The sequence below is a fragment of the Lentzea sp. NPDC051213 genome (assembly GCF_044455585.1).
Lineage (GTDB): Bacteria > Actinomycetota > Actinomycetes > Mycobacteriales > Pseudonocardiaceae > Lentzea.
In genome coordinates this window covers 1318772-1343098 of the sequence record NZ_JBITEX010000001.1, presented here as the reverse complement: position 1 = coordinate 1343098, position 24327 = coordinate 1318772, and the positions used below count along the sequence as shown (strand labels likewise).

The window sequence follows — 24327 nt, the reverse complement described above, 5'->3', positions numbered from 1 at the left end:
TAGGTGTTTCCGCAGTCTCGCGCGGCCCCATACTCGCGTTCGGCGCGGCGGCCACCGTCCCCTGTCCCGGCCGCCGGGTGCCCTGGAGGTATCGATGAAAGCACGGGTATGTCTTGTCGTGGCGGCGTTGGTCCTGTTCGGGACGAACGAGTCGGCTGCCGCGCAACCGGACACGGCACCGTACTACTGGCAGGTTCAGGGAGCTGACGAACGCACGCTCCAGGCGGCCGGATTCGACGTCGAGCACGGCGCCGGCGGCACCCTGCAGGTGGTCGGTGACCAGGGCGTGGCCGACAGGCTGCGCACACTTGGCTATCGGCCGCAGAAGTTCGACGCGGTCTACAAGCCCGTACCGGCTGGACCGGCAGCGACTGCCGGTGCCCTGAGTTTCTACGGCGGCTACCACACGGCGGCCGAGCACGACAAGCATCTGACCGACGTGGCAGCGGCGTTCCCCGCGCTGACTCAGGTGCACGACATCGGCGACAGCTGGCGGAAGACGCGCGGCCAAGGTGGTCACGACATCAAAGCCATCTGCATCACCAAGAAGCAGACCGGTGACTGCTCGTTGCAGCCGAACTCCGCCAAACCCAGGTTCGCCATGATGGCGCAGATCCACGCTCGGGAGCTGGCCACCGGCGAGCTGGCGTGGCGCTGGATCGACCACGTCACCAAGGGATACGGCACGGACGCGGAGGTAACGTCCATTCTGGACACGACCGAGCTGTGGGTGGTGCCCATCGCCAATCCTGATGGCGTGGACATCGTCGCGTCCGGTGGCAACTCGCCGTTGATGCAACGCAAGAACGCCAACAACACAGGCGCCTCGTGCTCCGCGCCGAGCGCAGGCGTGGACCTGAACCGCAACTCCACGTTCAAGTGGGGCGGCGCCGGCACCGGGCGATGCGGCGAGACCTACCAGGGAACGGCATCCGGTTCTGAGCCGGAGACGAAGGCGATCGAGACGTGGTTCAAGCAGTTGTTCCCAGACCAGCGTGGTCCTGGCGACACCGACCCGGCACCAGTGACGACCAAAGGCGTGATGATCACGGTGCACAGCTACGGTGACCTGATCATGCCTCCGTGGGGCTGGACCTGGAACCCGAACCCGAACGCACAGCAGCTGGCCGCGCTGGGACGAAAGATGGCGGCCTTCAACGGATACACGGTGGTGGCGGAGGGCGACACGACCGGCACGACCGATGATTTCACCTACGGGAACCTGGGCATCGCGAGCTACACGTTCGAGATCGGTTCCGGCAGCGGTAGGTGCGGCGGGTTCTTCCCGCAGTACTCCTGTGTGGACAGTCTGTTCTGGCCCAAGAACAAAGGCGCGTTCCTGACCGCGGCCAAGGCCGCCAAGGCTCCGTACGCGGGCTGAGCTCTCTAACGTCTGCGGGGACGGGCCGCACAGCGGCAACGTCCCCGCAGCAGCGTTCATGTCAGGGCGAGCAGCGTCCTCATCGTCATGGCGCTGATGACTTCCGGCATTTCGTGATCCGGACGGCGTCGGTTTCCGTCAGATGACAGACCACGTGGTCGCCCTTCTGCACCTCGGTCTCGAACTCCGCCCTGTCGACCACCGAACGGTGCCAGTTGTCCGAGCGCAGGTCGTCTGGCCGGCCGCTGCTCACGTTGATCTCGTACGTCGTTTCTCCGACATCGATGACGATGAACGTCGGGTCCGCCTCGATGCGGTGCGAGGCGCACGCGGTCAGGGCGAAGCAGGTGAGCAACAGTGTGGTGATCGTGCGCATTCGTCCCCCAAGTCGATCTCGCCTTGTCGGACGTGTCAGATGCGAGGGGGTTGCTCTGGCTGACCACCCAGCGCCGAAACGCCTGGTTCTCGACCGCATGGGGCGTGCGCCAGAGACGAGCTGGGGTTTCAGGCGCGAAGATCCAGCCGGCTGCCACAAAGTTGTGTCGGCGCAACACAAGCGTAGACAGCCTTCCCGTCGTGGCCTGGCAACCCGGCCGCTTCGGCCCTGTTGCGACGTTGGCGAGAGACCACCTGCGCCCTGCCGTACACCGTCACCGAGCATCCCGTCTGCGCACCATCGACACAGTCATCGGCCTGGAACGCGACGAACTCGAATCCGTGCGGCAGCAACTTGGTCGCGGTGCTCTGGTCAAGACTGATCATGATCACTTTGTTGCGCACGACGAACCGCACGGGCTGAGCCACTGGCAAACCAGCTGAGGTGTACAACAGTCGCCCCAGGCTGACGCGGTCCAGCAAGTCCCAACACTCACTGTTGGTGAGCTCGCGTACAGGCATCACCACGTGTCACGCTTCCGCTGGTCTGATTTCATCACGATGTTCCTGCTCTGCAGAGTGAGGACATCGAGCGCTGCTCAAGATCCACGACCTCAGTGAACCGTCGCTGTCGGTCGAGCACTATCCGCCTGACGACTCGTCGTTATCCGGTTCTACGGCTGCAGTCACGCTCGAACAGAGCACCACGGGCTGATGGTCGACCGGCCTCTCATCCGTACGCGATCAGAGCGGCTTACCCAGGCTGCGGACCTGAGGTGTCACTTCTGGAGCTTCTCCCGGCGCTCCTGCTGGCGGTAACCGTAGGCGGCGTTGCGCACCGCTTCGTCACTCTCCAGCCGCGCGCCCAGCGCACCGGCCACGGTCGCGACCGACGCGGCGAGCCACGCCAGGCCGAGGTAGTCGCCGACGCCCAGCGGATGGCCGATCTCCTGTGCCATGACGGACGGCTCGAGCACGAGCAAGGCCGCCGCGAGCACCACCACGAACAACACCAAGTACAACGTTGAGATCCCCAATGCCAGCGTGAGCACGGTGGTGAGGTTGTACAGCCGCGCCCGTTCCTTCCCGACCACGTCGGACGGACGTTCCCACAGCTTGTGGGTGACGATCAGCCACACCACCATCGCCGTGATCGACAGCAGCATCGCCGCCGCCAGCCTGGCAATGCTCGCGTGGGCGCCGAGCGTCCACATGGTCGCGCTGGTCAGCGTGTACGCGCCCGTGCCGAACGCGGCGACGAGCACGCTGGACAGCCCCATCGCGAGCCTCCACGGCCGGTTCGCCCTGACCATGCCCGCGACCAGCCGCAGCCGGCCGCGCAGCCCTGGGGCCACGAACCGCACGCCGATGTCGTCGGTGGGTGAGTCCACCCGCCGGGCGAGCCCCCTCAACGACACCTCGCGGTCCCTGAGCTGACCGACGACGGCGGTGACCACGTCCCCGGTCTTCCGGTGCAGGCCCCAGCTGCCGAGTGCCGGCAGGGATGCCACGGCCAGCCCGTCCACGGCGCTCGCGTCGGCCACCACCGGGTCTGTGCCCGCCCTGCGCGGCAGGTCCGTCAGGCACACCCACAGATCGCAGCGCTCCTCCACGACCTGATCACGGACGGCCTCGACCACGTGCCGCACGGTGCCGTGCTCGTCGGCGGCGAATTGGTCGCACACGGACACCACTCGCCACTCCACATCACCGTCCACGTCGCGGCGCAGCCGCCGTGGCAGGTCTTCGGCGAGGTCCTCCACGATGTCGGTGGCCAGCCCTGGATCGGCGAGCAGACCGAGCACAACGGTCTCCTGCATGCGTTGTCGAGTACCCCGCGGGCTCTCGGATAATCAGGGCTGCTGGCGGTAGGGGTTGTCGACGAGCACGCCGGTCATCCAGATCTGCGGATGGGCCTTCACCATCGGGACGATCACGTCGCCGTCGAACACGTCCAGGTCGTAGAAGCACAGTGCGTACACCGGGCGCCTGTTCACCCACAGTCCGGCGTTCACCTCGTGCTGGAAGAGCGCGTCGAGCTGCTCTTGGCGTCGTAGCGAACTCCTCACCCAGCCCATGTCGCCCGCGACCCGGCAGGTCGTCCCCGCCCTTTCCGACCAGTCGTCCAGGTCGGCCAGGATGGCGTCGCTGTCCAGCGTGCCGCCGCGCTGAGGTCGTTCCTCCGGCAGGTGCACCTGGAGCCGCGAGCCCAGATCTCCCAGGCTCCGTTCGACATCGCCTTCCTCCTCGGCGACGGCGAAGTACTGGCACGCGTCGCCGCGGCGAAGTCCGTCCGACAGGAACGGGATCAACAGGTCGTCCCGTTCGGCGCGACCGCGGTGGAACACGCACAGATGTGAGTGCAGCTCGATCTCCACGCCATCGAACGCAGCACTCATGGGCGGCCCTCCAGCGGTTGCCCTTGGAGCACCTGCCACGCGCGCGTGGCGACGTGGAGGTTCAGCCGAACGTCCACGTCGCCCAGGTCGAACCCGGTGATCTCCCTCATCCTGCCCAGCCGATAGCGCAGCGTGCTGCGATGGATGAGCAGCTCGCTCGCCGTCCGGTCGTAGTTGCCGCCGCACTCCAGGAAATGGGAGAGCGTGCGGACCATGTCCGCGTCCCGCGTGTTGTCGTAGTCGATCAGGTCGCCCAGCCACTCCCCCACGAACGACGTGACGTCGGCGCGATTTTTGCCCGTGTCGAGGATCCGGTAGAGGCCGAGCTGGTCGAACGACGCCACACCGCGGGGAGTGCGCGACGTCTGCCGGATGCGCAGCGTGCGAACCGCCTCGTTGAACGAACGCGGCAGCTCGTCCGGCGCGGAGCAGCATCCACCGATGGCGACCACGCCCGTGTCGGTGCCCAGATCGTGCGCCACTGAGCGGTACAGCGCCTCGCCGTCCGGACGGCCGCGCACGAGCACGACCACGACGCCGGAACGCCGTGAGCACAACGCCTTCCACTCCAGCTCGACAGTCGCGCGGGACAGTGCGTGTGACAGCGCGTCACCAGCTTGGCCGCCGCCCCATTGCGCCACCACGACGTGGTGCGGTCCGCGCAGGTCATGGCCCAGCGCGTCAGCGCGGGCGTACGCGCTGTCGTTGTCGGTGCCCGCCACCAGGTCGTCCACCAGCTCGCGGTGCAGCCGCAGCTCGACCTCCGCGAGGCTGCGCTGGTGGGCCAGCTCCAGCGCGAGCACGGTCGTGCCGTATTGCAGCGTGAAGATCTCGTGGTCCCGCGCGGTCTTCGCCGGATCGATCAAGGCGACCACGCCCAGCACCTCGTGATGCGGCTTGACCAGCGATATCAGCCGGTCCTGCGATCGCAGCGGATACGTCAGGCGGGCGGCGCGGCGCAGCAGGTCCTCCCTGCGCCGTGCGGGCAGCTTCGGATAGGGGTGCGGACGGCCCGGCCCTGCCCAGGCGCGCAGGTTGCCGAACTGGTCCTCGATGGCGACGGGCAGCGCGGTGAGTTCATTGAGCGCGTGTGCGATTCCCTGTTCACCAGCGCCGCTGGCGCTCACACCGGTCAGCACCTCCTGCACGCGTTGTTGGTGCCGCAGCTCGTTCACCGTCGTGGTCAGCCGCGCGTTCACCTCGGACCGTTCGTCGTTGGACCGGCGCAGCCGGTCGGCGTACGCATCCTCCTTGCGGTGCAGGGTCGCGTTCGCCAGCGCGGCGCTGGTCTGCTGGCCGAGCACCTTGAGCAGGAACATCTCGTCGACCGTCGGTTCCGACTCCGCCACCACGACCAGGCAGCCGGCCAGACCGCTCGCCCCTCTCAGCGGGAACGCCCAGCGCCACGTGCCGTCGGGAAGCACCACGCCGGAACCACGATCGTCGAGCTCGGGCACGAGCGGATCGAGTTCTGGGTCAGCAGGGTGGCCCGCGGGTTGCCGCACGAGGCTGCCGGCGGTCATGAGATAGGTCGCCGCGACCGTGCACGGCCCCAATGACGGCACCGAAGTCGCCGCGAGGGCGAGGATCCTCTCAGGGTCCCTGCCGCTGAACATCTTCAGCGACAACACGAAGAGGCCGTAGAGAGTGGACAGTTGGCCGCGAGCCCAACTGTCCACGTCTCCGGCTCCGACAGCCATGCCTTCCCCCGCGCAGTCGCTGGGTGGTCGATGGTCTGCCAAGCAGCCTAGTGCCGTTCTCCTCGTGCTGCCGGGTCCAGTCCGGAGGGCGAGATTCGTACTCGCAGGACGACGCGCAACCCGCGTGTCTTCGCAACGGTGGATTCGATGCACGTCCCCGGAACACAAGATCCAGAAGGGGAAGAGCCCAGATGACACTGATGCGATTCGACCCGTTCCGCGAACTCGACCGGCTCTCCGAGCAGACAGTCCGCACGCCACGCGCGCTGCCGATGGAGGCGTTCCGCCGCGGTGACCGGTGCATCGTCGCACTCGATCTGCCGGGCGTGGACAGCAAGGACGTCGACGTGACCGTGGAACGCAACGTGGTCATGGTCAAGACCGTGCGACACCCGCTGCGGCTCGAGAACGACGAGGTGCTGATCGACGAACGGCCGCACGGAGAGTTCAGCCGTCAGTTCTTCCTCGGCGACATGCTCGCCGCCGGTGACCTGACCGCCGAGTTCGACCGCGGCGTGCTCGTGCTGACCATTCCGATCGCCGAGTCGAGCAAGCCTCGCAAGATCGAGGTTGCCGAGCAGACGACCGTCAACGCCTGAGGGGTAGCCATGACCACTCATCACGCGGGTGCAGATACACACGCTGACACCAGCGGTCACATCGCTCAGAGCGCGTCGCAGCGGCGCACGATCGCGTCCTTCACCAACTACCGCGACGCCGAACGCGCTGTCGACCACCTCGCGGACAACAAGTTCCCGGTCGGCCGGACCGCGATCATCGGCGTCGACGTCCGCATGGTCGAGCAGGTCGTCGGCCGGATGAACTGGGGCCGCGCACTGCTGAACGGTGCCACCGCCGGCGCCGTTCCCGGTCTGCTGTTCGGCTGGATCTTCGGACTGTTCGACCTCATCAACCCGCTCGTCGCCGCGTTCACACTCGCCTTGTACGGCCTGGTGTTCGGCGCGCTCATCGGCGCTGTGATGGGCGCGGTCTTCTACGCGCTGCAGCACGGCAGGCGCGACTTCAGCTCCGTGACCATGATGGTCCCGAGCCGGTACGACCTCGTCGTGGACGAGGAGGTCGCGGGCGAGGCACAGCGCCTGCTCGCCGGCATGACCCCCACGGGGGGTGCGTCGTAATGGCCACGGCAGTGGGGATCGACCTGGGTACGACGAACTCCGCGATCGCGGTCGTGGAGGGCGGCCAGCCCACGGTGATCGCGAGCGCCGAGGGGTCCAGGACCACCCCGTCCGTCGTCGCGTTCACCGAGAGCGGCGAACGGCTGGTGGGCCAGCTGGCGAAGCGCCAGGCCGTGCTGAACCCCCAAGGCACGATCTACTCGGCCAAGCGCTTCATCGGCCGCCGCTTCGAGGAGGTCGACGAGGAGGCGAAGACGGTCACGTTCGACGTCGTCCAAGGACCGAACGACTCAGTGCGATTCGAGGTGCGCGACAAGCTTTACGCGCCGGAAGAGATCAGCGCACAGGTGCTGCGCAAGCTGGTCGACGACGCGAGCAACTACCTCGGTGAGAAGGTGCGCGAGGCGGTGATCACCGTACCCGCGTACTTCAACGACTCGCAGCGCCAGGCGACCAAGGACGCCGGCAAGATCGCGGGTCTCGATGTCCTGCGGATCGTCAACGAGCCGACGGCGGCCGCACTGGCGTACGGGTTGGACCGGAAGGGCCACGAGACGGTCCTCGTGTTCGACCTGGGCGGCGGCACGTTCGACGTGTCCCTGCTGGACGTCGGCGACGGGGTGGTCGAGGTGCGCTCCACCTCCGGTGACACCCACCTCGGCGGCGACGACTTCGACCGCAGGCTCGTCGACCACCTGGCGGACAAGTTCAAGAGCGACACGGGAATCGAGCTGCGCAACGACGCTCAGGCGCTGCAGCGGCTGTACGAGGCGGCGGAGAAGGCCAAGGTCGAGCTCAGTTCGGTCGCCCAGACCCAGGTGAGCCTGCCGTTCGTCACCGCCGACTCCGGCGGTCCCAAGCACCTGACCGAGACCGTGACGCGGTCGACGTTCGAGCAGATCACGGCCGATCTGGTGGAACGCTGCCTCGGCCCGGTCGAGCGGGCCATGGCCGACGGCAAGGTGTCCGCGAACGACATCGACGAGGTCATCCTCGTCGGCGGTTCGACCAGGATCCCGGCCGTGCAGAAGCTCGTCCGCCGGCTGACCGGTGGCAAGGACCCGAACATGAGCGTCAACCCGGACGAGGTCGTGGCACTCGGTGCCGCTGTCCAGGCCGGTGTGCTCAAGGGCGAGGTCAAGGACGTGCTGCTGCTCGACGTGACCCCGCTGTCGTTGGGCGTGGAGACCCGCGGCGGCGTGATGACCAGGATCATCGAGCGGAACACGACGATCCCGGCCCGTCGCTCCGAGGTGTTCTCCACCGCCGAGGACAACCAGCCGGCGGTGGACGTCGTGGTGCTGCAGGGCGAACGCGAACGCGCGGCCGACAACCGGGTGCTGGGCCGGTTCCAGCTGACCGGGATCAGGCCGGCGCCGCGCGGTGAACCGCAGGTGGAGGTCATCTTCGACATCGACGCCAACGGCATCCTCAACGTGACCGCCCGTGACAAGGACACGGGCGCGGAACAGGGCATCACCATCAGCGAGAGCTCGAACCTGGACACGTCCGAGATCGAGCGGATGGTGACCGACGCCGAGGCGAACCGGGCGGAGGACCAGCGGCTGCGCGAGGCCGTGGACGCCCGCAACACCCTCGACTCGATCGCCTACCAGGTCGAGAGGACGCTGTCCGACCTCGGCGACAACGCACCGGTGCACGAGAAGGCCCGCGCCGAGATGCTGGTCTCCGAGACGCGCGAGGCGTTGCAGAACGAGGCGCCGATGGAGCGGGTGCGGGAGCTGACCGACGAGCTGACCCAGGTGCTGAACGGCCTGATGGCGGCGCGGTCGTCCGCGCCACCGCCGTCTTCTGACAGGGGCTCGGCCAATGCCTCGGACGACGACGTCATCGACGCCGACTTCGATCGGGTCTGATCAGGATGACCACCCAGGGGAACGCCGCGAACTCCGCGGCCGATACCGGGGCCGATGCCGCTCCTGATCAGGCGCCGGCCCCGGACCTCGCCGAGCTGGAAGACCGCTGGCTGCGCGCCATGGCGGAGCTGGACAACGTGCGCAAGCGCCACAGCCGGGAGCTCGACCGCGAGCGCGCCGCCGAACGCGCGCGGGTAGCCGCGGCTTGGCTGCCGGTGCTCGACAACCTGGAACTCGCGCTCGGGCACGCATCGGACGACGCGTTCGCCCAAGGAGTGCGGGCGATTCTCGACCAGGCCGTCGAGGTGCTCGCCCGGCTCGGCTACCCCCGCCAGGACGCCACCGGCGTCCCCTTCGACCCTGCCGTGCACGAGGTCGTGACGGTGCTGGACGACCCGGACGCACCGCCGAACACGGTCGTGCGTGTGCTGCGGCCTGGCTACGGCGATCTGCGTCCCGCCGCCGTCGCGGTGTCGCGCCGGCGGGAGTGAGCCGAGATGGCCAGGGACTTCTACGAAGCACTCGGTGTGCCGAGTGGAGCGAGCGCTGAGGAGATCCAGCGGGCGTATCACAAGCTCGCGCGCCAACTCCACCCGGACGTCAACCGCGACCCCGGCGCGGAGGACCGGTTCAAGGAGGTCAGCGAGGCCTACGCGGTCCTCTCGGATCCGGCGCAACGCAAGCGGTACGACCAGTTCGGCGAGGATTTCCGCCGCGTTCCGGAGGACTACGGGGAACGCGCGCCTCGGGGACGCACGGTGTACACGAGCGGGCCGGGCCACGGCGGATTCGAGGACTTCGACTTCGAGGACCTGTTCGGCGGCGTCTTCCGCCGCGGTGGCCGCGGTGGTCCGATTCCGGGCGCCGACCAGGAGGCCGAGCTGACGCTGTCGGTCGAGGACGCCTTCCAGGGTGGCCAGCGGAGGCTGACCATCGGCGACCGCGAGCTGAACGTGACGATCCCACCTGGCGTGGTGGACGGCCAGCGCATCCGGCTGTCCGGCCAGGGCGGGCACGGGTCCGGTGGCGGCGCGGCAGGGGATCTTTTCCTGGTGGTCCGGATCGCGCCGCACCGCCGGTACCGGCTGGAAGGCCGCGACGTCGTCGTGGACCTGCCGGTCGCGCCGTGGGAGGCGGCGCTCGGCGCCACCGTGCCGATCATGACGCCGGGCGGCGAGGCGAAGGTCCGCGTGGTCGCCGGCTCGTCGAGCGGGCGGCGGCTGCGGTTGCGCGGTGAGGGCATGCCGAACCCGCGCGGCAAACCCGGCGACCTCTACGCGGTCGTGAAGATCATGGTGCCGAAGTCGCTCGGCAAGCGGGAACGGGAGCTGTTCGAGGAACTGTCCGCGGTCTCCGACTTCGATGCGAGGGGCTCGTGATGTACGTCCTGACGAAACCGGCCAGGCTCAGCGTCGACCGCGTGTCCGTCCACACCGGACTCCATCCGGACCTGGTGCGCCGGTTCGCCGCGCTCGGGCTGATCGAGTGCGCGGTGGACGACGGCGGACGGCTGTGGTTCCCGCCGGGCACCGTGGCCCGCATCGCGCGGATCCAGCGACTGCGCGGCGGGCTCTCGCTCAACTACAACGCGGTCGGGCTCGTGCTGGACCTGCTCGACCGGATCCGAGTCCTGGAAGCACAAGTGCACAGGAGTGAACCATCGTGGAGGTGAACCGGCTATGGACGTGAACCGGCTGACGCAGAAGTCGCAGGAGGCCCTGCAGTCCGCTCAGGAGGTCGCCCAGCGGCTCGGGCACACCGAGACCGACGGCGAACACCTCCTGCTGGCTCTGGTCGAGCAGCCCGACGGCCTGGTGCCGCGCCTGCTCGCTCAGGCGGACGTGAACGTGCAGGCGCTGAACGAAGACGTGCGCACCGCACTCTCCCGCCGCCCCAAGGTGACCGGACCAGGTGTCCAACCCGGACAGATCAACGTCACCCGCAGGCTGCTGGGCCTGCTCGATGCCGCTGAACGGGAAGCCAAGCGGCTCAAGGACGAGTACGTCAGCGTCGAGCACCTCCTGCTCGCGCTGGCGGAGGAGGGCAACAGCACCAAGGCCGGCCAGGTCCTGGCGCGGCACGGCATCACGCGAGAGGAGTTCCTGGAGAGTCTGACCAGGATCCGCGGCAACCAGCGCGTGCGGAGTGCCACGCCGGAGGGAACCTACGAGGCCCTGGAGAAGTACGGCCGCGACCTCGTGAACGACGCCAGGACCGGCGACCTCGACCCGGTGATCGGCCGGGACGCGGAGATCCGCCGGGTGATCCAGATCCTCTCCCGCAAGACGAAGAACAACCCGGTGCTGATCGGTGAGCCCGGCGTCGGCAAGACCGCGATCGTCGAGGGGCTCGCGCAGCGCATCGTGCGCGGCGACGTGCCGGAAGGCCTCAGGGACAAGACGGTCTTCTCACTCGACATGGGCTCCCTGGTGGCAGGCGCCAAGTACCGCGGCGAGTTCGAGGAGCGGCTCAAGGCCGTGCTCGCCGAGGTGAAGGCCGCCGAGGGCCGGATCCTGCTGTTCGTGGACGAGCTGCACACCGTCGTGGGCGCGGGCGCCGCCGAGGGATCGATGGACGCCGGCAACATGCTCAAACCCATGCTCGCGCGCGGTGAGCTGCACATGATCGGTGCCACCACACTCGACGAGTACCGCAAGCACATCGAGTCCGACGCCGCACTGGAGCGACGGTTCCAGACCGTGGTCGTGGCCGAGCCGTCACCGGAGGACGCGATCTCGATCCTGCGCGGGCTGCGGGAACGCCTCGAGGTCTACCACGGCGTCAAGATCCAGGACGCCGCACTGGTGTCCGCCGTCGTGCTGTCCCGGCGCTACATCACCGACCGGTTCCTGCCGGACAAGGCGATCGACCTGGTGGACGAGGCGTGCGCGCGGCTGCGCACCGAGATCGACTCGATGCCCGCCGAACTGGACGAGACGTCGCGGCGGGTGACCCGGCTGGAGATCGAGGAGGCCGCACTGGCCAAGGAAACCGATCAGGCCAGCGAACAACGACTGGCCACACTGCGCAAGGAACTCGCTGACCTCCGCGCCGAGCTGGACGCGATGACCGCGCAGTGGGAGGCCGAGCGACAGGCGATCCGGCGCGTGCAGGATCTGCGCGGCGAGCTGGAACGCGTGCGCCGGGAAGCCGAAGAGGCGGAACGTGCCTATGACCTCAACCGGGCCGCGGAACTGCGCTACGGCAAGCTCGCCGAGCTGGGAGGCCAGCTCGCGTCGGAGGAGGAACGCCTTGCCGGCAAACAGGGTGAGCACCGGCTGCTCAAGGAAGTGGTGACCGAGGACGAGATCGCCGAGATCGTCGCGGCGTGGACCGGCATCCCGGTGTCGAGGCTCAGGGAGGGCGAACGCGAGAAGTTGCTGAAGCTGGACCAGATCCTGCACGAGCGGGTGATCGGCCAGGACGAGGCGGTGCGGCTGGTCGCCGACGCGATCATCCGTGCGCGAGCCGGTGTGAAGGACCCGCGCAAGCCGATCGGGTCGTTCATCTTCCTGGGTCCCACCGGGGTCGGCAAGACCGAGCTGGCGAAGACGCTGGCGGCGGCGCTGTTCGACAGCGAGGACAACATGGTGCGCCTCGACATGAGCGAGTACCAGGAGAAGCACACGGTCTCGCGGCTCGTCGGCGCGCCTCCCGGCTACGTCGGGTACGACGAGGGCGGCCAGCTGACGGAAGCGGTGCGGCGCAAGCCCTACTCCGTCGTGCTGCTGGACGAGATGGAGAAGGCGCACCCGGACGTGTTCAACACGTTCCTGCAGGTGCTCGACGACGGCCGGATCACCGACGCGCAGGGACGCACGGTCGACTTCCGCAACACCGTGATCATCATGACGTCCAACATCGGCTCTGAGTACCTGCTGGACGGCGTCACCCCCGACGGAGAGGTCAAACCGGACGCGCGCGGGGCCGTGCTGGCCTCACTGCGCGACCACTTCCGGCCCGAGTTCCTCAACCGCGTCGACGACATCGTGCTGTTCACGCCACTGCGGCTGGAGCAGATCGAACGCATCGTGGACCTGCAGTTCGCCGAGCTCCGCACCCGGCTCGCCGAACACCGGATCGACATCGAGCTCACTCCCCCGGCCTGCGAGTTCATCGCCAAGCGCGGCTTCGACCCCGTCTACGGTGCGCGGCCGCTACGCCGTTACATCGCGCACGAGGTCGAGACGCGCGTGGCGCGGGCGCTGATAGCGGGTGACGTGCCGGAGGACACGACGATCCGCGTGGACGTGGCGGACGGCGAGCTGTCCGTCGTCACGTCCGGGGAGAGCAGGGCCGCCGCATGAGAACGACGAACATCAAGTGCCCGAACTGCGCCAGGACCAACCGCATACCCGTGGCCGCACAAGGCAAGCCGAAGTGCGGCAACTGCGGCCGGCCGCTGCCGTGGATCGTCGACGCGCTCGACGACGATTTCGCCGAGGTGGCCGAGCAGGCGGATGTTCCCGTGCTGGTGGACATGTGGGCGACGTGGTGCGGACCGTGCAGGATGGTCAGCCCGGTGCTGGACCAGCTCGCCCACGAGCGGGCGGGCGACATCAAGCTCGTGCGGGTGGACGTGGACCGCGCATCCCGTCTGTCACAACGGTTCGACGTGCGTTCGATACCCACGCTGATGATCCTTCGCGGCGGCGAGGTGATCGCGCGGCAACCCGGCGCGGTGCCCGCACCCCAGCTGCGCGCCTGGCTGGACGGGGCTCTCGTTCCGGAGGTCAGGACATGATCAGCCGATCCCTGCTGCGACAGACGTGATGCGGGAGGACTGATGACCACGGCCGTGGATGAGCACCTCGCACTGATACGCGAAGTCGTGCCGCAGACCCCGCAGGGCTGTCGTGAGTGCCTCATCGCGGGCAGCCCTTGGGTCCATTTGCGACTGTGCCTCACCTGTGGGCACGTCGGCTGCTGCGACTCCTCGCCGATGAAGCACGCGCGCAGGCATGCGATCGGCATCGGCCATCCGATCGTGCGTTCCTTTGAACCCGGCGAGAACTGGCGGTGGTGTTATGTCCACCAGGCTTACGTCTGACCAGCTTTCATCAGGGCCACAGGAAACGCCGGACGAGCACGGTGCGTTCCCCCGCCTCGACAGCGATCAGATCGACCAGGTCGCGCAGTACGGCACACGGCGTCCGACACGACAGGCAGAGGTGCTGTACGCCGAAGGCGACCGCAGCCACGACTTCTTCGTGATCGTCAGCGGCGTCGTGCACGCGCTGGAGCACGGCGAGGTCGTGCGGGTACACGGGCCTGGCCGGTTCCTCGGCGAACTCGGTCTGCTGGAAGGGCAACCGTCGTTCGTGACGACCGTCGTCGCACAGCCGGGCGAGGTCGTCCAGCTGACCGCGGGCCGGCTGAGCGAACTGGTGCGCAACGACCCCGTGCTGGGCGACCTGGTCCTGCGCGCGTACCTGATGCGCCGGGCGGTGCTGATCGGCAGGGGCAGTGGACTGCAGGTCGTCGGCTCGTGCTTCTCACCGGACACCAAACGGCTGCTGGAGTTCACCGCGCGCAACCGGATCCCGCACCGGCTGGTCGACACCGACAAGGACACCGACGCCGAGGAACTGCTGCGCCGGTTCGGCGTCACCATCGACGAGAGCCCCGTGGTGGTGGTGCCCGGCGGTGAGACGCTGCGCAACCCGAGCAACCGGAAACTGGCTCAGGTACTGGGTCTGCACGCCTCGTCTCCCCCGAGCGACATGACCGACCTGCTCGTGGTCGGCGCGGGCCCCGGCGGCCTCGCGGCCGTGGTGTACGGCGCGGCGGACGGACTCGGCGTGGTGGCCGTCGACTCGATCGCTGCCGGCGGCCAGGCCGGCACGACGTCGCGGATCGAGAACTACCTGGGTTTCCCGGCCGGCATCTCCGGCCCGGAGCTGGCCGAACGCGCGGTGCTGCAGGCGGAGAAGTTCGGCGTGCCGGTGAACGTGTCGGTGGAGGCTGTCACGTTCTCCCCTCGCGACGGGCACTACGTGGTGGGGTTCGACGACTCGTCACAGGTCCGGGCGCGAACGCTGGTGATCGCGACAGGCGCGCGCTACCGCAGGCTCGACCTGCCCCGGCTCGCCGATTTCGAGGCGACCAGCGTGCACTACGCCGCCACGATCCACGAGGCCCGTGCATGCCAGGCGAATCCGGTCGCGATCGTGGGCGGGGGCAACTCGGGAGGCCAGGCGGCCGTGTTCCTCGCCGACCGGGTACCCAGCGTCCACCTGGTGGTGCGCGACGCCGACCTGAACAGGAACATGTCCCGCTACCTGGTCGACCGCGTGATGCGCCATCCGCGGATCGAGGTCCTGCTGCACCACGAGGTCGTGGAGCTGCTGGGCGACAACAAGATCGAGGGCGTGGTCGTCGAGGACAACGAGACCCGCCACCGGCGCACGCTGCCATTGCGGGCGTTGTTCGTGTTCATCGGCGCGATCCCGTGCACGGCCTGGCTCTCCTCGCTGATCGCACTCGACGAGGACGGCTTCGTCCGGACCGGCGAGCACGTCACGACCGACGACTCCTGGTGGCACAAGGGAAGAAGGCCGTTCCCACTGGAGACGAACCGGCCGGGTGTGTTCGCGATCGGCGACGTGCGCAGCGGTTCGATCAAACGGGTCGGCTCCGCGGTCGGCGAGGGCGCGATGGTGGTCCGGCTCGTCCACGAACACCTCTCGTTCGGAGCGACGACATGACGTGGCGGCGAATGTTCCTGGCCGGCCTGGTGCTGTGGCTGCTCACCGTGGGAGTCACCTACCTGACCGGCAACCCGATCCTGCTCCCCACGCTGGTGCTGCTGGGCAGCTTCCTCGTGCCGGTGACGTTCGTGACGTGGGCGTTCGCGCGCCGGGACTCCGGTGAGATCACCGCGGAGCTGGTGTTCCGCACGTTCGTGGTCGGTGGTGTGCTCGGAGTGCTGGGCGCCTCCGTGTTGGAGGCCTACCTGCTGAACCCGTCGGCGTGGATGTACGTCGGTGTGGGCCTGATCGAGGAAGCCGTGAAACTCGGCGCGCTGGCGCTGCTGACCAGGCATCTCGCGGTGAAGTCCGTGCGGGACGGGATGATCCTCGGCGCGTCGGTCGGATTCGGCTTCTCCGCCTTCGAGTCCGCCGGGTACGCGCTCACGTCGTTGTTCACCGCCTCCGGGCTGTCCCTGTCGAACCTGGTGACGACCGAGCTGCTGCGCGGCCTGCTGGCACCGGTCGGGCACGGCCTGTGGACCGCGATACTCGGCGGCACGCTCTTCGCGTGGAGCACCAGGCACCATTTCGCGCTGACCTGGCGGCTGCTGTTCGCCTTCCTCGGGGTGTCCCTCCTGCACGCTCTGTGGGACTCGATGTCGATGATCGCGGTCCTCGTGACCTTGGCGCTGACGGGCGAGCCGTGGCAGTACGAGGTCCTGCTGCGCGGCGCCGTTCCCGAGCCGACGCCGAGCCAGGTCACCGCCTACACGGTGGCCACCTGGCTGGGCCTGGCGCTGATCTCCGCCGTCGGCTTGCTGTGGCTGTGGTCGTTGGTCCGCCGATCGCGCCGCGAGACACGCACGCCGTCGCGCGTCTACCGCGTACGAACAGGCCCGCTCGCGGGCTCGATCTGAACGGTGAGACGGTCCGCGAGGAACCTGCCGTCCGCTTTGGGCATGCTGTGAGTCGTGGAAAGACTGCTCAACCATCCGGTGACCCGTGCGACCCGGATCGACGAAGCGGAGGACTCGGTCACCCGACTGTTCCTGCCGCACCAGATCGCGCCCACAGGCCGCGAAACACCGCTCGACATGCGGCTGAACGCGGTCCGGCTCGGCTCGCTCACGGCCGCCTACCTCGCGTACGGGCAGGAGGTCGACATGCGCACGACCGACGCGGTCGCCTACCACTTCGACATGCCGGTGGAGGGACACGCGCGGTCGTCGTTCGGGCGCAGGTCGGTGGACGCCGGTGCCGCCGAGACGGTCGCATACGCGCCAGGTCAGCCCGCGTCGATCAAATGGAGCGCCGACTGCGCGCAGCTGTGCCTCATGGTGGAGCGGGTGGCACTGGAACAACGGCTCTCGGCCATGCTCGGGCACCAAGTGAGCCGGATCGAGTTCTCGACGGCACCGCAGCCGGGCGTGCTGGACGTGCTCGCCCCGTTCCTGCGGGAGTTCGAGGGGCCGGAGTTGCTGCGCCGCCACCCTCTCGCGGCCCGCACGCTGGAGCAACTCGTGCTGGACGGCCTGCTGCTCACCCTGCGGCACGATCACCACCAGGACCTGGTGACATCGCGCAGCATCCCGCGGGGGCCGGTGCGCCAGGCCGTGGAGCTGCTGGAGGAACGGCCACATGAGCCGTGGACCACCACCTCCCTGGCGGCGGAGGTCGCGGTGTCGGCGCGCGCACTGCAAGCCGGGTTCCAGGTGCACACCGGAGCATCGCCGACGAAGTACCTGCGCGACGTGAGACTGGGCCGGGTGCACAGCGACCTCACAGCGGCGGCGCCGGGCTTGACCGTCACCGACGCCGCCGCGTCCTGGGGATTCGTCCACCTGGGACGGTTCGCGGGCGCGTATCGCCAGCGGTTCGGGGAGACACCGTCCGAGACACTCAGAAGAAGCCGCAAACACCGGTGAACCCCAGCAGGGCGCTGCTCCCGGTGACGAACACATCGACGTCGCGGGCGGCCGCGAGCCGGGTGACCCGCACGATGGCGGCGACCCCGGGTGCGTCGATCTCGGGCACTTCGCGCAGATCCATCACCATCAACACCAGATGCCGGTCCAACCCGGCCAGCACACCCTCCTCGAATCGCCGGGCCGAGCGCTCGTCGAGCACGCCACGGACCTCGGCGATCACCACGCCGGGTCCGCCCTCGCACAACTCAAGATCCACATGTCCAGTGAAGTGCCTCTGCCTGCCTGGCACTATCCGCCTGGCGACTCGTCGTCATCCGTTTCGGAGGTTCCCCGACGTGCGAATGGTGGTGCCGGTGGGCCATCACACGGGTGAAGGCCGGGTGGAAGGTTCAGAGCACCCTGTTCGGGCTCGCGGCAGGCCTCATCGCGGTGCAGTCCCGAGCCTGGCTGACCCTCCACAGCAGAGTTCCCTTGCAGTTCAACCGTTTCCTCGCCGACGCCCACCGGCTCGCGAAACGCCCGTGTCAGCACGGGTGTGTCGCCGACCAGAACCGAACGAGTGAACAGGAGCGGGCATGACCGACGACGTGGCCGGCCAAGTGATCAAGGCTGAGCAGGACCGGATCCAATGTCTCCTCGACGTGGATCGCGACACCTACGACCGCTTGCACGCCGCGGAGTACCGGTTGTGCAACCCGACCGGCACCGTGTGGACGAAGGCCGAATACCTGGATCTCCTCACCACCGGGCGGGTCGCCTACCGGGAACTGGGGCTGACCGGCGACGTGGACGCGATCGTCGGCACCGACGTCGTCGTCCTCCGCTACCGGTGCGTCATCGAACTCACCGTCGACGGCGCGGACATCCCGCGGCACGAGGCCTGGCACACCGACGTCTACACCAATGCCAGCGGCACGTGGCGTTGTGTCTGGTCACAAGCCACCGGCATCTTGGATCTTCCGTTGGCCGCACCCTGACCCAGCACGCGGAAGGCGCGGACCCGCCGGACCGAGTGCTGGGCGGTTGTTCACGACCTGTCGTTCAAAGGCGCCGGACCGAACGCGAACAAACGATCTCCGTTAGACCTCTGACCAGATCGCCGATCCGCCGGCGATCGCGACTGGGGAAGAGGACAGCTGTGAATTTCTTCAAGAAGTCGCTCGTGGCCACGGCTGCGGCAGCGATGTGTCTGACAGGTGCTTCGGTGGCCTCCGCGGCGCCCGCCGGCGACTGGCCGTGGCCCGCCAGCGCCGAGGCACCGTGCCGGCATGCGGCACCGCCGGTCGACAACGGCGGCGCCCTGATCATTCTGTGGGTGTGTGACGGCGGCTGGCACGGGCAGATCACCAACGGACAGGCGGGCGACACGGTCTGGGTCGAAAGCGCGGCGGGCACCGAGTACGGGCACCGCGTGATTCCACAGGGCGCCAACCAGATCGACTCGGCCGAGGTCGGTCAGTGGGGCGGCCCGTGGCGAGCCTGCGGTCGCCACGGGGGTAGTACGCGCTGTACCGGCCGGGCCTGATCTGTGAATTGCCCCACGGGTTCAGTTGAATCCGTGGGGTACTCAATTTTGGTCAACTGTCCAAGTCGCTGCCATACTGAGTGGGACGCACATCCCACTCTCGAAGGAGCACTGGACCGGATGTCCCGCATGGCAGCGAAGGATCGACGGGAAGAGTTGGTCGCCGCTGCGCTGCGGGTCATGGTTCGCGAGGGGGTCGCCAAGACGACGACGCGCGCGGTCGTCAGCGAGGCGAACATGACGCTGGGCACCTTCCACTACTGCTTCGACTCGCGCGAGGAACTGCTTCAGGAAGTCATCACCCGGATCACGGACCGCACTGTCACCGAAGCGCGGAAGGTGTTCGAGGGGAACGGCGACCTCAGCACCCGCATCTTCAAGAGCCTGAGCGCGTTCTGGGAGGGCGTGGAGCTCAGCCCTGGAGACCACCAGGTGGGCTACGAGCTCACCCACTACGCGTTGCGGCAGGCCGGGTTCGAGGAGCTCGCCCGCCGCCAGTACCAGCACTACCTGGAAGTCCACCAGGAGCTGCTCGTGGACGCCGCCGAGAACGCCGGAATCCAGTGGGCCGTGCCGGTTCCGGTGCTGGCCGGCTATCTCAACGCGGTGCTGGACGGTGTCACGCTGCGCTGGCTGGTCGACCGCGACGGCGAGCAGAGTCGCGCGGTTCTCCGGCTGACCGGCGAGCACCTCACGTCACTCGCCCAGCACCCGGCGTAGGTACGGGTTGGCGAAGCGCCGATCCGGGTCCAGGCGGTCGCGCAGCGCGGTGAACTCGCCGAACCGCGGGTAGACGCCGGCGAGGTAGCCGGCATCGCGGCTGTGGAGTTTGCCCCAGTGCGGGCGGCCGTCGTACGCGGTGAAGATGCGCTCTGCGGCCGTGAAGTACTCCGAGTGGGGTGTGCCGCGATACGCGTGGACGGCCACGTAGGCGGTGTCGCGGCCTGACGCGGCGGAGAGCGTGATGTCGTCCGCGGGGGCGGTTCGGACTTCCACGGGGAAGTTGATGCGCAGATCAGAGCGGTCGATCATCGCCTTGAGCTCGTGCAGGACATCGCGCACCACCGCACGCGGGACCGCGTACTCCATCTCGACGAACCGGACCCGGCGCGGACTGGTGAAGACCCGGTAGGGGATGTCCGTGTAGGTCCGCGTGGTGAGGCCCCTGCCGACCATCCGCGCGATCGTCGGAACGGCCGCCGGAACAGCCCTGCCCGCGGAGCTGAGTGCCTGAAAGACGCCGTTGGCGAGGAACTCGTCCTCGACCCATCCCCTGAGCCTGCCCAGCGGGGCACGCGGGCCGGCGGTCCGGTTGTTGCGCTTGGTGCTGCAGTTGTCGGTGTGCGGGAACCAGTAGAACTCGAAGTGGTCGTTCTCCGCGTGGAGGTCGTCGTGGGCCGCGGTGACCTCGTCGAACGTCATCGGCTCCTCGCGCGCGGTGAGCAGGAAGAGCGGTTCTACGGCGAAGGTGATGGCGCTGACCACCCCGAGCGCGCCGAGCCCGATGCGTGCCGCGGCGAACACCTCCGGGTTGTCGTGCGCGGAACACGTGAGCAGCGAGCCGTCCGCCGTCACCAGTTCCAGGCCGCGGATCTGAGCTGCGAGCGCGGCCGAGTCACGACCAGTGCCGTGGGTGCCCGTGCTGGTCGCCCCGGAGACGGTCTGCTCCATGATGTCGCCCATGTTCGTGAGCGACAGGCCTTCCCCTGCCAGCGCCACGTTCAGCGCGCGAAGCCCGGTACCCGCCTCGACGGTGACGGTGCCCGCTTCGCGGTCGAGTGCGCGCACGCCAGTCAGCCGGTCGGGCCGGATCAGCACGCCGTCGGTGGCGGCCACCGGGGTGAAGGAGTGGCCGCTGCCGACCGCTTTGACCGTCAGGCCGTCCTCGGCTGCCTGACGCACCACGGCCCGAAGCTCCTCGACCGAGGCGGGGGCGACGTCCCTGGCCGGACGCGCGGTGACGTTGCCCGCCCAGTTGTGCCAATCGCGGGTGGTTGCCATGACATTCCCTATCTGACGGAACGGATGCGGTAGACGAGCAGCGCTCCGACGGCGGCGGTCGCACCGACGAGGGTGAAGAGAACGGGATAGCCGTGTCCCTCGTCGATGAAGAGGCTGGCGATCAGCGGAGCCAGTGCCGGTGGGACGACCGCGCCGATGTTCATGATGCCGAGGTCCTGGGCACGGCTCGCGGCATCGGGCAGGACCTGGGTGATCAACGCTTGGTCGACGGCCATGTAGGCGCCGAAACCGCCGCCCATCAACGCGGAGGCGATCACGGTCGTCGGCAGGGTGGGCGACGCCGCCAGGAGGAAACCGGCGGAGGCCTGGAGCAACGCGGCCAGTGCGACGAAGATCCGGCGCCGGCCCAGCCGGTCGGACAGGACTCCGGCGACGGCGGTGGCGAGAAGCCCTGCGAGGAGATACGCGACGGTGCACAGCAGCAGGACGTCGGCCGGGTCGGGCACCTGCAGGCTGTCGGTGAGGTAGTAGAGCGTGTAGCAGGTGCCCAGCGAGTTCGCCACGTTGACCAGCAGCCGCCCGCCGAACGCCCAGACGAACTCGCGATTGCGGAGCGAGCGGCCCATCGAGGTGACCATCCTCCCGATGCTCAGCGGCGCCTCGGTGCCGGGGACGTCACGGCTGGCCGCCAGGTGGGGCACCGTGCACACGATCAGCAGGGCCGCGATGAGGGTGAAGCCCGACGTGGTGGACAGGCCGAAGACCGCGACGACGGCGATGCCGACGACCACGCCGAGAGCCTGGGGACCGTAGATGGCGCTGGAGATCATGCCGCGCTGATGCTCGGGGACGCGGTCGGCGATCACGGCGGTGAGTCCGGCGGTGGCCGCGCTGAGCCCGAGCATGCTCAGCGCCCAGGCGACGTTCACCCCTGCCACGGTCGTCTGCAGGCCGGTGGCGATCAGTCCGGCGGCGAACGCCACGGCGCCCGCGGCGAGCCAGAGTCTTCGCCTGCCGAACCGGCTGCGGGAACGGTCGCACAGGGTGCCGAACAGGGGCAGGGCGACCAGTGCGACCACCCCCGAGACGGCGTTGACGAGCGCGAAGTCGGACACCTTCGAGTCCGGGGCGATCGCCTCCAGCTGTTGCGGGATCAGCAGTTGGAGGGGAACGAGGCTCGCCATCCAGAAGCCGAACCAGGCCAGGGCGTACAGGGTGGTCCAGCGCCGCGAGACGGGGACTGACAGGAGGGCAGCGGGCTGAGGATGCATCGGGCCTCCGGGAGAGGAGTGGACGAGCTCAGAGGAATGCGCGGCCTTCGCCCCGGTACGTCGGGACCTCGTCGACGATGTCGTTGCCCGACACCAGATGCAGCGTGTTCACCCGCTCGCACAGTTCGCCGGCTTTGGCGTGCCGGAACCACACGTGGTCCGCGATCCGCAGCCCGTGCGCCGCCGTGCCGAGCACCGGTGTCTGCACCTCCCCCGCTCCTTCCGCGGGGCTCATCCGCAGGCCCGCGGGCCAGCTGAGCGTGGGCAGCCGGTCGTCACCCGGCGGACCCGATGCGATCCAGCCGCCCCCGAGCACGGTGGCGATCTTGGACGTCGGCCTGCGCACGACCGGCATGACGAAGTGGGCGGCGGGCCGGGGCCGGAAGTGGCGGTAGAAGTCGAAAAGTCCCGGCCCGTACAAGCCGGAGCCGGCGCCGATCTCGGTGATGACCTGCTCGGCCGACGTCTGCTCCACCGAACCGGTGCCGCCGCCGTTGACGAACTCCAGCGGCGCGATGGCCTGGATCGCGTCGACGGCCGCAGCACGACGGAAGGCCAGCTCACTCGCGGACAGGCGCTGCATCGCACGCAGCGCGGCACGCTTGAGCACGGAACCGGGCCGGTTGTCGCCCAGACCGGCGATCTGGCCTTCGTAGGACATGAGACCGGCCAGCTGGAACCCCGGCCTCGCCACGATCGCCCTGGCGAACGCGGCGGCCTGCTGCGGGGTGTGCACGGGTGAGCGGTGGGGGCCGAGGTGGATGCGGCCGCCGGCCAGTTCCAGCGAGGCGTCCAGGTCGATGCAGACGCGCAGCCGGGACCTGTGGTGGCCCACCGCATCGTCGATGAAGTCCAGCTGCTCCACCGAGTCGACCATCAGCATGACGCGTGCGGCCGCCCGTTCGTCGTTCGCCAGCTGCCGCAGAGCAGCGCGGTCCGCGGTGGGATAACCGATGACGACGTCCGCGTGATCTTCGGCCAGCCACAACGCTTCTGGCAGCGTGAAGGCGAGAATTCCTTGGTAGCCCTGCTTTCGAGCGACCCGCCCGATCAGGTCACGGCTACGGACCGACTTGCTGGCCACCCGGATGGTGGCGCGTCCGCCGGTGCGGCGCACCAGTTCGGCGGCGTTGGCGTCGTAGGCGTCCAGGTCCACGACGGCGAACGGCGGGTCCAGGTATGCGGTGGCCCTGTGCAGCTGGGCCATGCGGCGTTCACCGAAGGCGGTGACCGGCTTCAGGGCCGGCCGGGTCGTCACTTGGACCTCGCGGCGACGAGTTGTGCGCGGCGCCGCAGGCCCTGGGCCTCGGCGAGCGGGATCACCCAGCGCATCAGGCGCGGGAAGACACCGCCGATCCGCTGGAAACGCCCGCCCAGCGGCGGGAACACCACCTCCACCGGTTTGGTGGCGACCGCGTCGATCACGGTCACGGCGATCCGTTCTGGCGCATAGGACTTCTCGGCGAACGCGATGGCGCAGGCCGGGTCGGCCATCTCCTGGTCGAGCATGCCCGTCCTCGTGGTCGGCGGATGGATGATCGTGAAGTCGAGCGGGCCGTCGCGTTCCTCGATGGCCACGCTGTGATGAAAGGCCCGCAGGCCGTGTTTGGTGCCGGAGTACGTTGCGTACCCAGGCAGCGGCAGGAACGCCGTCATGCTGCAGACCGTGACGATGTGGCCGTAGCCCTGCGCCGTCATGCGCTCGATCGCCGTGCAGGTGCCCGTGATGGCGCCGAGCAGGTTGACCTCGACGATGTCGCGGTGCTGCTGGGGACTGAGGTCCTTGGCGTGTCCGGTGTGGATGATCCCGGCGTTGTTGACCAGGACGTCGACGCCGCCGAACTCGGCCTCCGCCACGTCGAACGCCTTGTCCCAGGCCGCCGGGTCCCGGATGTCCAGGACGTGCCCGGTGGCCCGGTCGCCCAGGCTGCGCGCTCGGGTCCGCACCGCCTGTTCGTCGACGTCGGTCAGCAGCACCCGATGGCCGCGGGTGATCGCCAGTTCCGCGATCGCGGCTCCGATTCCGTTGGCCGCGCCGGTCACGAGGATGTTCTCTTTCATGGGCTCTCCAGGTCGGG

26 protein-coding genes are annotated in these 24327 nt (G+C 68.6%); 16 read left to right on the top strand and 10 right to left on the bottom strand.

Translation table 11 applies throughout. The annotated features are described in order from the left end of the window. Positions 1–94 precede the first annotated feature (94 nt). Positions 95–1381 carry a M14 family metallopeptidase gene (locus tag ACIA8G_RS05810; protein ID WP_396417097.1) on the top strand — a complete coding sequence of 429 codons (1287 nt, stop codon included), beginning with the start codon at positions 95–97 and terminating at the stop codon, positions 1379–1381. A gap of 85 nt (positions 1382–1466) precedes the next feature. Here the strand turns inward: ACIA8G_RS05810 and ACIA8G_RS05805 are convergent, their stop codons facing one another. The 5 genes from ACIA8G_RS05805 to ACIA8G_RS05785 all read right to left on the bottom strand — a co-directional run bounded on the left by ACIA8G_RS05805 (position 1467) and on the right by ACIA8G_RS05785 (position 5834). Then, entirely contained in the window at positions 1467–1757 is a 291-nt protein-coding gene (locus ACIA8G_RS05805; RefSeq protein ID WP_396417096.1) for a hypothetical protein, read from the bottom strand. Between the two features lie 128 nt (positions 1758–1885). After that, entirely contained in the window at positions 1886–2278 is a 393-nt protein-coding gene (locus ACIA8G_RS05800; RefSeq protein ID WP_396417322.1) for a pyridoxamine 5'-phosphate oxidase family protein, read from the bottom strand. 257 nt (positions 2279–2535) lie between these two features. Next, a complete protein-coding gene (locus ACIA8G_RS05795; RefSeq protein ID WP_396417095.1) occupies positions 2536–3576 on the bottom strand; it encodes a hypothetical protein in 1041 nt (346 codons plus the stop codon). 33 nt (positions 3577–3609) lie between these two features. Continuing rightward, positions 3610–4155 (bottom strand): MEDS domain-containing protein, encoded by a 546-nt coding sequence (locus tag ACIA8G_RS05790; RefSeq protein ID WP_396417094.1) that lies wholly within the window; start codon positions 4153–4155, stop codon positions 3610–3612. Further along, entirely contained in the window at positions 4152–5834 is a 1683-nt protein-coding gene (locus tag ACIA8G_RS05785; RefSeq protein ID WP_396417093.1) for a PucR family transcriptional regulator, read from the bottom strand. Before ACIA8G_RS05785 ends, ACIA8G_RS05790 begins: the two co-directional genes overlap by 4 nt. 212 nt (positions 5835–6046) lie before the next feature. Between ACIA8G_RS05785 and ACIA8G_RS05780 the strand changes: the two genes are divergently transcribed. Genes ACIA8G_RS05780 through ACIA8G_RS05725 form a run of 12 tightly spaced genes read left to right on the top strand, consistent with a single transcriptional unit; the run spans position 6047 to position 17488 of the window. Continuing rightward, entirely contained in the window at positions 6047–6454 is a 408-nt protein-coding gene (locus tag ACIA8G_RS05780; RefSeq protein ID WP_396417092.1) for an Hsp20/alpha crystallin family protein, read from the top strand. A gap of 9 nt (positions 6455–6463) precedes the next feature. Further along, positions 6464–6994, top strand: a complete 531-nt coding sequence (locus tag ACIA8G_RS05775; protein ID WP_396417091.1) for a general stress protein — start codon at positions 6464–6466, stop codon at positions 6992–6994. Continuing rightward, complete coding sequence (gene dnaK / locus ACIA8G_RS05770) at positions 6994–8871, top strand: molecular chaperone DnaK (protein WP_396417090.1); 1878 nt, start codon at positions 6994–6996, stop codon at positions 8869–8871. Before ACIA8G_RS05775 ends, dnaK begins: the two co-directional genes overlap by 1 nt. Before the next feature lie 5 nt (positions 8872–8876). After that, positions 8877–9362, top strand: coding sequence for a nucleotide exchange factor GrpE (locus ACIA8G_RS05765; RefSeq protein WP_396417089.1), 486 nt, complete (start codon positions 8877–8879; stop codon positions 9360–9362). A gap of 6 nt (positions 9363–9368) precedes the next feature. Next, positions 9369–10250 carry a DnaJ C-terminal domain-containing protein gene (locus tag ACIA8G_RS05760; protein WP_396417088.1) on the top strand — a complete coding sequence of 294 codons (882 nt, stop codon included), beginning with the start codon at positions 9369–9371 and terminating at the stop codon, positions 10248–10250. Beyond that, a complete protein-coding gene (locus tag ACIA8G_RS05755; protein WP_396417087.1) occupies positions 10250–10543 on the top strand; it encodes a chaperone modulator CbpM in 294 nt (97 codons plus the stop codon). Before ACIA8G_RS05760 ends, ACIA8G_RS05755 begins: the two co-directional genes overlap by 1 nt. Before the next feature lie 7 nt (positions 10544–10550). Continuing rightward, positions 10551–13178 (top strand): ATP-dependent chaperone ClpB, encoded by a 2628-nt coding sequence (gene clpB, locus ACIA8G_RS05750; RefSeq protein WP_396417086.1) that lies wholly within the window; start codon positions 10551–10553, stop codon positions 13176–13178. Continuing rightward, positions 13175–13615, top strand: a complete 441-nt coding sequence (trxA, locus tag ACIA8G_RS05745) for a thioredoxin (RefSeq protein ID WP_396417085.1) — start codon at positions 13175–13177, stop codon at positions 13613–13615. The genes clpB and trxA overlap by 4 nt, the downstream gene beginning before the upstream one ends. A 42-nt stretch (positions 13616–13657) precedes the next feature. Then, complete coding sequence (locus ACIA8G_RS05740; protein WP_396417084.1) at positions 13658–13921, top strand: UBP-type zinc finger domain-containing protein; 264 nt, start codon at positions 13658–13660, stop codon at positions 13919–13921. After that, positions 13899–15578, top strand: a complete 1680-nt coding sequence (locus tag ACIA8G_RS05735; protein WP_396417083.1) for an FAD-dependent oxidoreductase — start codon at positions 13899–13901, stop codon at positions 15576–15578. Before ACIA8G_RS05740 ends, ACIA8G_RS05735 begins: the two co-directional genes overlap by 23 nt. Beyond that, positions 15575–16480: a PrsW family intramembrane metalloprotease gene (locus tag ACIA8G_RS05730; protein WP_396417082.1), complete on the top strand. Its 906-nt coding sequence runs from the start codon at positions 15575–15577 to the stop codon at positions 16478–16480. Before ACIA8G_RS05735 ends, ACIA8G_RS05730 begins: the two co-directional genes overlap by 4 nt. Before the next feature lie 54 nt (positions 16481–16534). Next, positions 16535–17488 carry an AraC family transcriptional regulator gene (locus ACIA8G_RS05725; protein WP_396417081.1) on the top strand — a complete coding sequence of 318 codons (954 nt, stop codon included), beginning with the start codon at positions 16535–16537 and terminating at the stop codon, positions 17486–17488. Here ACIA8G_RS05725 and ACIA8G_RS05720 read toward each other — a convergent pair. Further along, on the bottom strand, positions 17463–17714 hold the full coding sequence (locus tag ACIA8G_RS05720; protein WP_396417080.1) for an STAS domain-containing protein: 252 nt from the start codon (positions 17712–17714) through the stop codon (positions 17463–17465). The two genes, ACIA8G_RS05725 and ACIA8G_RS05720, sit on opposite strands and share 26 nt — an antisense overlap. Positions 17715–18066: 352 nt before the next feature. Between ACIA8G_RS05720 and ACIA8G_RS05715 the strand changes: the two genes are divergently transcribed. The 3 genes from ACIA8G_RS05715 to ACIA8G_RS05705 all read left to right on the top strand — a co-directional run bounded on the left by ACIA8G_RS05715 (position 18067) and on the right by ACIA8G_RS05705 (position 19736). Next, complete coding sequence (locus tag ACIA8G_RS05715; RefSeq protein WP_396417079.1) at positions 18067–18468, top strand: nuclear transport factor 2 family protein; 402 nt, start codon at positions 18067–18069, stop codon at positions 18466–18468. Between the two features lie 161 nt (positions 18469–18629). Further along, complete coding sequence (locus ACIA8G_RS05710; RefSeq protein WP_396417078.1) at positions 18630–19016, top strand: hypothetical protein; 387 nt, start codon at positions 18630–18632, stop codon at positions 19014–19016. 120 nt (positions 19017–19136) lie between these two features. Then, positions 19137–19736 (top strand): TetR/AcrR family transcriptional regulator, encoded by a 600-nt coding sequence (locus ACIA8G_RS05705; RefSeq protein WP_396417077.1) that lies wholly within the window; start codon positions 19137–19139, stop codon positions 19734–19736. Here ACIA8G_RS05705 and ACIA8G_RS05700 read toward each other — a convergent pair. Genes ACIA8G_RS05700 through ACIA8G_RS05685 form a run of 4 tightly spaced genes read right to left on the bottom strand, consistent with a single transcriptional unit; the run spans position 19713 to position 24310 of the window. Further along, a complete protein-coding gene (locus tag ACIA8G_RS05700) occupies positions 19713–21017 on the bottom strand; it encodes a D-arabinono-1,4-lactone oxidase (protein ID WP_396417076.1) in 1305 nt (434 codons plus the stop codon). The two genes, ACIA8G_RS05705 and ACIA8G_RS05700, sit on opposite strands and share 24 nt — an antisense overlap. 8 nt (positions 21018–21025) lie before the next feature. Then, positions 21026–22249, bottom strand: a complete 1224-nt coding sequence (locus tag ACIA8G_RS05695) for an MFS transporter (protein WP_396417075.1) — start codon at positions 22247–22249, stop codon at positions 21026–21028. A gap of 28 nt (positions 22250–22277) precedes the next feature. Continuing rightward, on the bottom strand, positions 22278–23456 hold the full coding sequence (locus ACIA8G_RS05690; RefSeq protein WP_396417321.1) for an amino acid deaminase/aldolase: 1179 nt from the start codon (positions 23454–23456) through the stop codon (positions 22278–22280). Positions 23457–23503: 47 nt separating this feature from the next. After that, positions 23504–24310, bottom strand: coding sequence for an SDR family NAD(P)-dependent oxidoreductase (locus tag ACIA8G_RS05685; protein ID WP_396417074.1), 807 nt, complete (start codon positions 24308–24310; stop codon positions 23504–23506). Positions 24311–24327: the final 17 nt, after the last annotated feature.